The organism is Microcystis sp. M090S1, from assembly GCF_020246295.1.
GTDB classification, from domain to species: domain Bacteria; phylum Cyanobacteriota; class Cyanobacteriia; order Cyanobacteriales; family Microcystaceae; genus Microcystis; species Microcystis aeruginosa.
In genome coordinates, this window is the sequence record NZ_JADBTF010000446.1 from 1 (window position 1) to 11703 (window position 11703).

Genomic DNA, 11703 nt, shown 5'->3' on the forward strand with positions numbered 1-11703 from the left:
AGACTCCGAGACTCCGAGACTCCGAGACTCCGAGACGGGATACAGCTATTAGGGATCGGATTTGAGTTTTCAGTTCTCTGTTTGCTCACATCAGCAGAAGTCTGACGGAGTAGTGGCTTAGATGTGTAATTAATTGTGCTTAGATACTTACCCCCTAGTAGCATTAAACCCCCTAGTGTGATACAACCAAGAACACTCGTAGGTTCGGGGATACCCACAGCAGAAGAAGCGACGGTCAACAAATGCCGAGAGATTTTTTGAGATTATTCATACATTGAATAATTTGCTCTACGAATAAAGTTAAGTAGTCGTGCAAAATTAATTTCCTAGTGAAGATAGGCAAGAGGCAAGAGGCAAGAGGCAAGAGGTGGTTAGATATGTGTAATTAATTTTGCTTAGGTACTTATGTGTAGATTTTAGAAGCAATTTGATTGAAGTCAACATAAAACTAGAGGATTTTACTCTATCATTAACTTATTTTAATTTTCGATGTACCTAGGATTTGCTGAATAAATCTAACAACCTTGTTGGATAAGGTTTTTAGACTTTTTTGACCTCAAAAAGTGCCGACCATTGGAGTGATTGGGGGGAAAATTCCGGGACTTTTTCCCTGAAAATTAGGTAATTGACCACCTGAAAATCGGTAAAACCCCACACCCCACACCCCACACCCCACACCCTACCCCCACGAAAAATTTTTTGCCGCAAACCCTACCTACACCCTACTAGACTACTGGTCTGTCAAAGTTGGAAATTGATGGATACAATTTAGTTAATTTGATCCGAGCATCGACCGTAATAAAATCTATGGAAATTATCGCTGTTTTACTGGGAGTTTTCGGTTTAGGGACGGGTGCGGGTTTATTGGTCATCCGTAACTATTACCACATCTGTCAACCGAGCGAAGTCTTAATTTTTGCCGGCAGTCGTCGTCCCACGGCCACGGGCAAAACCATCGGTTATCGTTTGGTAAAAGGGGGCAGCAGTATTCGTTTACCTATGCTAGAACAAGTGTATCGAATGGACTTGACCAACATGATCATCGATCTCAGGGTGGTTAATGCCTATTCTAAGGGCGGTGTGCCTTTGATCGTCACCGGGGTGGCGAATATTAAAATTGCCGGGGAGGAACCGATTATTCATAATGCGATCGAGCGTTTATTGGGCAAGAAACGCAAGGAAATTGAACAATTGGCTAAAGAAACCCTAGAGGGCAATTTGCGCGGTGTCTTGGCCAATTTAACCCCAGAACAAGCGAACTCCGATCAGATCGCTTTTGCCAAAAGTCTCTTGGAAGAAGCGGAACAGGATCTGGAAAAATTGGGTTTAGTTTTGGATAGTTTGCAGATACAGAATATCTCCGATGAGGTGCGTTATCTCGATTCGATCGGACGGAAGCAAAAAGCCGAATTACAGAGAGATGCCCGGATAGCAGAAGCAAAAGCCCGAAAAATATCGATTATCAAGGATTCCGAGAATCTACGCCTAACCGCTTTGCGTCGTATCCAAAAAGATTTAGAGATAGCCAAAGCTGACGCAGAAAAACGGGTGCGCGACACTCAAACTAAGCGCGGCGCCATGATTGCCGAGGTAGAATCGGTGGTTATGTCGGATTTAGCTAAAGTACAGGCCGAAGTGGCGGTACAAAACGCCCGAATTAAGCAGGTGAAACAGCAATTACAAGCAGATGTGATCGCCCCTGCGGCCGCGGAATGTCAACAAGCGATCGCAAAAGCCCGGGGGGAAGCGGCCAAAATTATCGAACAGGGGAAAGCGCAAGCGGAAGGAACCAAAAAACTGGCGGCTTCTTGGCAAGGAGCGGGAAATAACGCTAAAAACATCTTTTTATACCAAAAATTGGAGTTATTGCTGAAATTAATGGTCGCTAGTGTCCCAGAAGTGCAGGTGCAAACGGTGACGGTAGTGGACGGAGGTGATGGTAATCTTGTCCCGAAAATGACTGCCTTTGCTGAACAATTGCGTCAAGCTACCGGGGTGGATCTGGTACAAATGGCTAATCGCCTAGCACAAACCGAGCCATCTGTCAAGGGAAAAGACACAAATTTTGATTTTAAACAATTGCCCTCTTGAATCAGTTATCAGGAGACTCCGAGACAGGAGACAGGAGGTGGTCGTCAGGAGGTAGGAGGCAGCTTTTATTTATTATCCCCACTTCCCACTTCCTAATTCATAATTCATAATTCCCACTTCCCTTTAGCTAATAGCTGCAAAGCAGAGACTGTCCACTAGAATGTTAATCAAGTTTGGAGACCACCGCCATGGATGACTTAATTAATGCTCCCTCCCCTTCTCCCCAAGACATAGAAATGACGCGGACTCCCCCCTGGGGAACAGTGACGGTATTGGAGGAAGGTCCCCGGTATCGCATCAATCGCATTGTCATTAAACCCGGCCATCACATGAGTACCCAAATGCACTACCATCGCAGTGAACACTGGATTGTCGTCTCCGGTACAGCGCGGGTACTCTGTGATGAAAAAGAAACTCTCCTCAAACAAAAAGAATCTACCTATGTTCCCATGAATACCCGTCATCGGGTGGAAAACCCCGGTTCTATTCCTTTGGTGATGATCGAGGTGCAAAATGGCGAATATTTAGGAGATGATGATATTCACCGTTTTGATGATCGAGAATAGGACAGTTTTCTCCCGTATATACTGTAGTTATTTGCCAAAATCTCGATCGTGGATGAAAAAATTATCCTAGTTACAGGGGCTGCCCGTTCTGGGAAAAGTGAATGGGCCGAATATTTAGCCAAAATCAGCCAAAAACCCGTTATTTATATCGCCACCTCCTCGGTGGATGAAAAAGATCAAGAATGGTGCGATCGCATTGAAAGACACCGGCAGCGACGTTCCCCCCAATGGCAAACCCAAGAAATTCCCCGACAATTAAGCGAAACTATTGATAATAGCCCATTTACTCACTGTTTGTTAATTGATTCCCTCGGTACTTGGGTAGCCAATTGTTTAGAAATGTCGGCAGCTGAATGGTCAGAAATTAGCGATCGATTCTTGTATTCCCTCAAAAACGCGGCGGTTGATGTTATTCTGGTAGCGGAAGAAACCGGTTGGGGTGTGGTTCCCGCTTATCCCCTCGGTCGTCTGTTTCGCGATCGTTTAGGCGATCTCTGTCGTCGAATTGGCACAATAGCAGACGCGGTTTATCTAGTTACCGGCGGCCATGCTCTTAATTTAAGTCAATTGGGTCAGTCTTTGTCGATAATTGGGCAATAGAGAAGATGAGCAACGATTATCAGCGTCAAGTGATTGATTTTTATGCCCGTCGTCACGATTACGATAACGATTTTACGCAAGCTCGCGCCCTTAAATTAGTAAATTATCTCTATTTACAAAAAAGCCAATCTGTGCTAGACGTGGCAACGGGAACGGGATTTATAGCGGTCGCAACGCGCTCGCTACGCGAGACCGCAATTGCCCCAAAAGTGAAAAGTGTCATCGGGGTTGATTTCACGCCGGCAATGATTGCCAGAGCCGAAAAAAAGCTAGAAGAATTAAATATCGAGAATATTGACCTAATTAACGCCGATATAGCTGCTATTGACTTTGCCGAGTCTAGTTTCGATCTGATTACCTGTTCTCTGGCGATTGCACTTTTCCCCGATATCCCGCAAGTGCTGGCAAAATGGTATCAATGGTTAAAAAAAGGCGGTTCGACCGCCTATCGGCTGCCGAAATTGCGACTCTAGTGAACAATTATCGCCGAGAAATCGAGAAAAATGCCACCGATCAGGGAGTATGGCAAGATGCAACCACTTTTTTTGTCACTGCTAGTAAAAGTTAGAAAAAGATCATGAGTCAAGTTAAAACCATCTCCGGACGAGCTTTACCCTTGCGAGGCAACGATATTGACACCGATCGCATTATTCCGGCTCGTTTTTTGCGTTGTATCACCTTTGAAGGTTTAGGAGAACAGGTGTTCGCCGATGATCGAGCCGCTTTACAGGGGAGTCATCCTTTCGATCTACCCCAGTACCAAGGGGCGAAAATTCTGGTAGTTAATGGTAATTTTGGTTGTGGCTCTTCTCGGGAACACGCACCGCAAGCGATTTTACGTTGGGGAATTCAAGCAATTATCGGGGAAAGTTTCGCCGAAATATTTTTTGGCAATTGTATCGCTAATGGGGTTCCCTGTGTCACTGCTGAGGCAAAAACTATCGCCCATTTACAGGATCTAATTGCAGCTAATCCCGAAATTCCCGTCGATCTTTCCTTGACAACTATGACGGTAGAATGGGGGGATTTTGTCGCTACCGTCTCTATGAATGAAGGTTCCCGACAGATGTTAATAGAAGGGGGTTGGGATACCTGCGGACAGCTTCTACAAAATCTCGATCTGATTCAATCTACCGCGCAAAAGTTACCCTATTTAAGTTTCGTTTAGAGAAACAATCTAGGGTGAGGGTGCGTTAGCAATAGATTAACGTACCCCGGCAAGTATTTTGTTTGAGATGCAGCGGCTGTAAATATTAAGTAGTCGTGCAAAATTAATTTCCTAGTCGAGACAGGAGACTCCGAGACAGGAGACAGGAGGAAAAAAAAGACAAGAGACAACTATCCTATCTATAAAACCTAAGATTATGTCAAATTTATCCGAGGTTTTAGATGTTTTGACCCGATAGCGGCTCGATAACTTACTTTTGCAGGAGGTCTATTAAAAAATCTGCCCTATGACTAATCCTGATAATAATCTCCAAAATATCCAAGAACCGATTTTAAACGCTCCCGAAGATGTGCGAAAAATCATCGATCGAGTTTTAAAATTGGAAAGAGATAAGTTATACCAGCGCAATCCTCGCAATATCAATGATGATGTTTTAACGATTATTAAAGAAGTAATCCAATAATTAGCTTTTAGCTATCAGGAGTCAGGAGATAGGGTGATAGGGTTTTGGGGTGATAGGGTGATAGGGTGATAGGGATTTAGGGGTTTAGGGAAATTTCATCCAAATGCTCCACTTCCCCACTTCCCTCTCCCCACTTCCCCACCTCCCCCCGCAACGCGCACGAAGTGGTCTCCCCACTTCCCCACTTCCCCACTTCCCCACTTCCCCATCATCCCCTCTATATAAATATGAAACTACTATCAATAAAGTTATGTAATTTTCGACAATTTTATGGCAAGACTCCCGAGATACATTTAGCGGCAAGTTCTCGCAATACAACGGTAATTTATGGCAATAATGGAGCGGGAAAAACAACCATTTTAAATGCTTGTACCTGGGTGCTTTATGAAAAATTTACGGCAGCTTTTGCCGAACCAGAGTTATTAGTTAATAAACGGGCAATTACGGAAGTAAGCACGGGAACCTCCCTAGAATGTTCCGCAGAAGTAAACTTTGAACATGAAAATAAACGCTATCAGGTAAAACGAAAATTTTTCGCCTATCAAGATGTAAATAGTAAAATTAAATACGGTTCAAATAGTTTATATATGCTCTACGCTGGTGATGATGGCAATTGGTACACACCCAATCAACCACCAGAGGATATTATTAATCAAATTTTACCCGAAAGTTTACACCGTTATTTCTTTTTTGATGGGGAATATATCGATCATCAATTTCGCAGTAGTAGCCAAGGTAAAATCGCCGAGGATACAAAGGAATTATTGGGAGTTAAAGTATTAGATCGAGCGATCGAGCATTTAAAAAAAGCTAAGAAATCTTTACAAGATGAGCTTAAAGATTTAGGAGAATCGGATTTAAAAAAGTTATTGAAACAGGAAAGTAAAATCGAGCAGGATTTCGAGAAATTAAAACAGCGTCAGCAGGATATTATTAGCCAGTTATCCCAGCAGGAAGAATTAAAAAAAGCCGTGACTAATCGCTTATTAGAGTTAAGTGGTGCCGAGGAATTAAAACAGTTAAAAGAAAAATTAGAACAACAGGAAAGAAATCTGCGGCAAGATTTAGTCAGAACTAAGGATAAGTTAAAGAAATTAATTTCCCAGCAAGCTTATCAAGTCTTTTTAAAAGAAATTAATCAAAATTTTCAGCAATTAATCGATCGCCTACGACAACAAGGGGAATTACCCAGTGGTATCAAACAGCAATTTGTCCAACAATTATTAGAGCGGAAAAAATGTATTTGTGGCCAGGAATTACAGGAGAATAGCCAAGCTTATTTACAGGTACAAGATTGGATGAATAAAGCAGGAATGGCCGATGTGGAAGAAGCGGCCATTCGCTTATCTTCCACAGTCAAAGAAATAGATAAAAGGGTCTTAGATTTTTGGCAAGAAGTGGATAATTATCAAGCTAATATTCACCAGTGGCGCTTAGAATTATCTTTAGTAGAATCAGAATTAGATGAAGTTCGGGATAAATTTCGCCATTATCCCGATGAAGATATTAAAAATCTGCAATCTCACTTAGATGCGATCGAGGATTCCCTAAAAGATTTACGCTTGGAACAGGGCAGCAATAAAAATCAACTAGATATCTATGAAAAAGAGTTAGAATCCCTGCAAAAACAGGTACAAAAACAGCAACAAAAAGAGGAAAAATATAATTTAGGACAACGACGTAGTTTAGCGACTCAAGAGGCAATTAATCGCATTAGTGAGGTAAGACAGAGATTAGAAAATCAGTTTCGTTTGTCCTTAGAAAAACGGGTACAGGAAATCTTTAACTCAATTTCTTTTACTCCCTATATTCCCCGTATTAGTCCCGATTACGAGGTAAGACTATTAGAAAATACGACAGGATTCGCCATTCCCGTGGCAGCTTCCACCGGAGAAAATCAGATTCTCAGTTTATCTTTTATTGGGGGAATTATCGATCGAGTGCGAGAATGGAGTCAGAAAAATACTTTGATGGGAATTGATAGCAGCACTTTTCCTCTGGTGATGGATTCCCCTTTTGGTAGTCTTGATCATATCTATCGTCGGCAAGTTGCGATCGCTATTCCTAAATTAGCCAATCAGTTAATTGTTTTAGTGACAAAAACTCAATGGAGAGGAGAAGTAGAAACCGAGATTTCTCCCTATATTGGTAAAGAATATGTGTTAGTTTATAATTCTCCGAAGGCGGATTGTCAAGAGGATTTAATTAATCTTCATGGTGTTGATTATTCTCTAGTGAAACGCAGTCCTAATAATTTTGAATATACGGAAATTATCGAAGTTAATCGATTTTCCTCCTGACTGCTAAATTCTCTTGTCATAACTAAATTTTAACTTCTAATAAAACGAGCGATTGCTGTGTTCATTACCCCAACACGACTGGATAATTCCACAAGTTCCGTGGTGACAATATTATAATCCCCTAAATATTTATGGAGATTAGTTCCCTCTTGTTGATTGCCAATTTCTACTAACCTTTCCTCTCGCAATTCTTGCAAATGATCGAGGACTTCTTCTAAAGTATCTTCGAGGGGAGGTAAGAGAAGAGGAGGATTATTTGTTTGCAAAGCTTGGGTTAATTGCGTCAAAGCTTGGGTTATTTGTTGCGTGAACAGACTGAGATTAGGATGGGGAGGACTACCGCGATATTGTTCCAATTCCGTCAATAAAACTGTCACCCCGCGACCAAAACGAGGAATATAATTACTTAAAGTGATTGCCGGTTCCATTTGTGGAAAGGGTGTGCTAGGATCATCAATTAATCTTTGTAGGGCCGTTTGCATAGTCGTATTTGCTCGTCGAGCTTTATTGCGATAGGAAGATAAAATTGCAGTTTGATAGGATGATTCTCCTAAATAAACTGCCATAACTGACTGAAAATATATTTGATTAGCTTCTAATGCTTTAATGGCAGCGAGGGAAAAACGTTCATCTTCATTAAACCGTAAAAAACCGAAGGAAAGTGCAAAGGCTAAAGCACTACCGATTAAAGTATAAACTATTCTGATATACTCTAAATTAATACCGTCATTGCTGGCATCCAGACGACTGATGATTAAAGCAAAAATTGTGATAAAAAATACGGCCAAACTATAGTGAAATCGCACCAAAGCTAAAGCGATCGCTATAGAAATCATCCCAATAATTTCTAACCAGATCGGATTATCTATAATTGGCAATAATGCCAAAACAAAAAACGAGCCTAAAATCGTGCCAAACACCCGATTAAAAAAGCGTTGAAAAGTCAAGCTAAAATCTGGTTTTAACACAATAACTAAGGTTAAACCAATCCAAAAACTATGGGTAATTCCTAGCTTATTGTAAATCAAGACTCCTAGCGCACTTCCCAAACCCAAGCGTAAACCATGGCGAAATAGGGGCGATTCTAGATTAAAATTAGATCTTAATGGTTCCCACCAAGCTTTTTCTTGACTGTACTCTTTTTCTATCCCTTCAAAGTTACGCTGCCGGGGATTTTTTTTATCGGAAAAGTTCTCGCTTTGCCGCAAATGTTGCGCTGTTTCACTGGCTATTTTTAGCTGTTTAAATAATTTTTTTAAACGATTATTTAATTGCGAAATTGCCACATAACTGCTATAATCATCCTGGGCATTTTCTAAAACTTTAGCTTGCAGGTTTTTTTGTTGCTCGATCGCCTTGAGTAATAGCTGCAATCGCTCACAATCGGGTTGTTTATTTCTACCCAAAATTAACCAGGCAATATCTTCGCTAATTTCCGCCACTTGCACGAGAATATCTTCTAATAAAATACCCACCGTGGTCAGTTGTGGCAAGGGATGAAGATGAAGCAATTCTCGCAGCGCAATTAAGCTGGTATTAATGCGATCGCTATCTTCAATCAAGACGATTAACAATTCCCGCAGCTCACTCTTTCCCCAACGTCCCCGACGCGTCAAGGTGACAGTTTTCCTCGAACGTAGCAACAGCTGGCGGATTTTGTCAAAATATGGCTCCTCATTAGCATTAGAACGAGAGTGTAAGGGCAAAGAGCGGAGATAGGTGGCGATACCCTGAAAATTTTCCGCCGTTACCTGACGTAAAGGCTGATTAGGGCGAAAAGGCCAGATAAACAGGGCTAAAAAAATTGTCCATCCCCCTCCCAACACAGCGATTCCGGCCCGTTGTAAAGCGACGACAATATCTCCCGATGGCAAAGAAACAGCAAAAAGCAGCAATAAACTGATTACTAACCCAGCTAAAGCCCCATTTTCCCCGTAAACCGTCAAATAACCCGCTAGAAACAACCCGCAAAAAACTATCACTACGGTCAATCCTAGCCAAGCACTGGCTAATGTGCCGATAATCAAAGCTAGAGCCATCCCAATGGTCGTAGCGACTAGGGTTTTCGCTCTCAGGCAGTAAAGTCCCCCTACATCGGCTAAAATCAAGGTTTGAGCCGCTAAACCGACCATTAACCCCAATTCTGACTGATCTAAAATATCACCGATAATAATCGGTACCGCGAGCGCCAATAAAGTCCGAATCCCCCGCTCGATCTCGATATCGCCACTAGGACGCAATAAAAAAGCAAATCGCTGAACTAGCATATAGCACTTATCTTAATGGTGAGGTATGAGGTTTTCGTTTTCGGGAGTCAGTATTCTCCGAGTCACCTGATTAGGTAACGATTTCTCTCCTGTCTCCTGACTCCTAACTCCTTAATTCTGCCGTATTAGGGCAGCCAACGGGGTTTAAAACCGGCGTTGAGTTCTTGAGGTAAAATTTTCGGGGTGCTATTGGGACTGAATTGATCGGGGAGTGGTAATAACCAGAGACGACCATCGGCAATGCTCGACCCCTCCCCGGTGACTAAATCATTTGTGACTCCAAAGGGTGTGGTTGCTAACTGATCAAATAATAAGGCCACGCCATCAGGAGACATACTCATCTGCACGTCACGATAATTAGGTAAGGCCAGCAGGGGCATCATTTTACCCGTTTTTAGCTCAATAATCCCTAAAAATGGTTCTTCTTTCACTTTGCCATCGCTGCCCATGACCAGATCGCTTTTCAGACAGTAAAGGGTTTTTTCTTGTCGCGGTTCAAATTCACAGCTAATAATCGGATTAGCTGTTCTTAATAGTAGTCTTGACTCTCCCTGATCGTTGAGCAAAAATAGCGATCGCTGATTATCCGGTTCTGATTTCACCATTAATTTTTGGCGACCATCCCGGGAAAAAGCGAGGATTTTCTCGTAGGTAGGCAAAAATTGCGGTTTTCCCGCTTGGACATCCAAAGGAATCACCGCTACCCCTCCCGTTTGACTGACAACCGCTTTTTTACCGTCGGGAGATAGTAAAAAATTATCCCCTTGCATTCCTAACGGTCGCGATTGTCCATCATCCCTGATTACCCATAAACTGGCATCCCCCGGATTCCCATGATTAATTCTCTGCACGATTAGGGTTTTGCCGTTATCTGAGAGATCAAAGCGAAGATTTTGATAGGTTTTCGCATCTAAAAACCTTTCTATACGACCACTGGGCAAATTTTGACCATGTTCGTCATGATTTAAACCCGTGGTAATCGTGTAAAGTTGCTGTTTCGGGGTGTCTCGTCCTAAGTCAGAGCGATCGAAGGCCGAGAATAAAATTCTCTCCCCCCTCGGATAGATTTGAAAATCCGTGACCACCAGATCCGCAGGGGTAAGGATGGTTTTTTTCAGTTCTGTGACGTTATTTGCCCCCTGAATGATATTACAGACGATTAAACGGCCTCTTTCCTCTTGGTTGACTCCAATATAGGCAAAAGCTCGATCGTGGGTGTAAAATTCCCCGATAAAGTCCTCACCTTGGGCAATGGGTAACTTTACTTGATATTTTTTGCCGTAGATGGGCAATTCCGTCAAGGTATAGGTCAAGCGATCGCCAGACCAGCTAATTTTACCCGGCAAGGGAGGATCGATCACCAGTCCGGTTTCTATGTCGGAACGGTCAATCGGTCGATTAAAACTTAAAGTAAAATAATTGTCCCTAACGCCGATTTTTCGTCCTTGCCAGCTAAAATTCTCCCCTCGGGTAGGAACTTGATTTCCCTGGATCAAAATCGACGATATCCCGGCAATTAAGGCCAAAATAGTCGCTAACACTAAGCGATCGAACCAAGCTAATCTTTTCATCAGTTATCAGTTATCAGTTATCAGTTAGAAAGGGGATTTAGGGATTTAGGGATTTAGGGATTTAGGGAAATTTCAGCTAAATGCCCCACGTCCCCACGTCCCCACGTCCCCACGTCCCCACGTCCCCACGTCCCCACGTCCCCACGTCCCCACGTCCCCACTTTCTTATCAGCTTTAGTAATGATTGTCATCGGTTTTTTCAATCGAATAAATAAAAACGCCCCCAAAAAGGAAGCGTTTTTTAACTTATCATGAGGACTTAGCAAAATGTGTGCAGAGTTAGAACGCGGATGTTGGATGGGGATCCAGCATCTGTTTATTTTTAACCATTGATCGCCGCTGCCGTCAAGTCCATGGGGATAGCATCACCGGAAGCTAAATCGAGGGGGAAGTTATGAGCGTTGCGTTCGTGCATTACTTCAAAACCAATGTTAGCGCGGTTGATCACATCCGCCAAAGTTGTGATAGCACGTCCCTGGGAATCGATAATCGACTGGTTAAAGTTGAAACCGTTGAGGTTAAAAGCCATGGTTGAGATAGTTAGTAAAAGTATAGTCAAATATAGACAGACTGAATTCCATTTCAGAAATTCCTTTCACTTTTACTTCGAGAGATTGATTCTCCTTGGGTGAACTACGCACCTCTCTATCCCATAGCGGTTAAACGCATTTGGGAAT

Annotated in this window: 10 protein-coding genes and 1 pseudogene; 7 read left to right on the forward strand and 4 right to left on the reverse strand. The window is 42.5% G+C overall.

Annotated elements, in window-relative coordinates; translation table 11 throughout:
• Positions 1-807 precede the first annotated feature (807 nt).
• From IM477_RS19500 to IM477_RS19530, 7 genes are all read left to right on the forward strand, one after another.
• Entirely contained in the window at positions 808-2091 is a 1284-nt protein-coding gene (locus tag IM477_RS19500; RefSeq protein WP_287733142.1) for a flotillin family protein, read from the forward strand.
• Between the two features lie 188 nt (positions 2092-2279).
• The gene (locus IM477_RS19505) at positions 2280-2657 is read left to right on the forward strand and encodes a phosphomannose isomerase type II C-terminal cupin domain (protein ID WP_287733143.1); all 378 of its coding nucleotides are present in this window, start codon (positions 2280-2282) and stop codon (positions 2655-2657) included.
• 48 nt (positions 2658-2705) lie between these two features.
• Complete coding sequence (gene cobU, locus IM477_RS19510) at positions 2706-3257, forward strand: bifunctional adenosylcobinamide kinase/adenosylcobinamide-phosphate guanylyltransferase (RefSeq protein ID WP_287733144.1); 552 nt, start codon at positions 2706-2708, stop codon at positions 3255-3257.
• 5 nt (positions 3258-3262) lie between these two features.
• On the forward strand, positions 3263-3730 hold the full coding sequence (locus tag IM477_RS19515) for a class I SAM-dependent methyltransferase (RefSeq protein ID WP_287733145.1): 468 nt from the start codon (positions 3263-3265) through the stop codon (positions 3728-3730).
• Positions 3731-3834: 104 nt separating this feature from the next.
• Positions 3835-4425, forward strand: coding sequence for a 3-isopropylmalate dehydratase small subunit (gene leuD, locus IM477_RS19520; RefSeq protein WP_002796901.1), 591 nt, complete (start codon positions 3835-3837; stop codon positions 4423-4425).
• Positions 4426-4711: 286 nt separating this feature from the next.
• Positions 4712-4888, forward strand: a complete 177-nt coding sequence (locus IM477_RS19525) for a hypothetical protein (RefSeq protein WP_002737666.1) — start codon at positions 4712-4714, stop codon at positions 4886-4888.
• 227 nt (positions 4889-5115) lie between these two features.
• Entirely contained in the window at positions 5116-7188 is a 2073-nt protein-coding gene (locus tag IM477_RS19530; RefSeq protein ID WP_287733146.1) for an AAA family ATPase, read from the forward strand.
• Between the two features lie 29 nt (positions 7189-7217).
• Here the strand turns inward: IM477_RS19530 and IM477_RS19535 are convergent, their stop codons facing one another.
• From IM477_RS19535 to IM477_RS19550, 4 genes and pseudogenes are all read right to left on the reverse strand, one after another.
• On the reverse strand, positions 7218-9455 hold the full coding sequence (locus IM477_RS19535; protein WP_287733147.1) for an FUSC family protein: 2238 nt from the start codon (positions 9453-9455) through the stop codon (positions 7218-7220).
• 125 nt (positions 9456-9580) lie between these two features.
• Positions 9581-11026 (reverse strand): Ig-like domain-containing domain, encoded by a 1446-nt coding sequence (locus tag IM477_RS19540; protein ID WP_287733148.1) that lies wholly within the window; start codon positions 11024-11026, stop codon positions 9581-9583.
• Positions 11027-11079: 53 nt separating this feature from the next.
• Positions 11080-11217: a hypothetical protein gene (locus tag IM477_RS19545; protein ID WP_287733149.1), complete on the reverse strand. Its 138-nt coding sequence runs from the start codon at positions 11215-11217 to the stop codon at positions 11080-11082.
• A 131-nt stretch (positions 11218-11348) separates the two neighbouring features.
• Positions 11349-11570, reverse strand: a pseudogene (locus tag IM477_RS19550) (photosystem II q(b) protein); the annotation flags it as partial.
• Between the last annotated feature and the right edge of the window lie 133 nt (positions 11571-11703).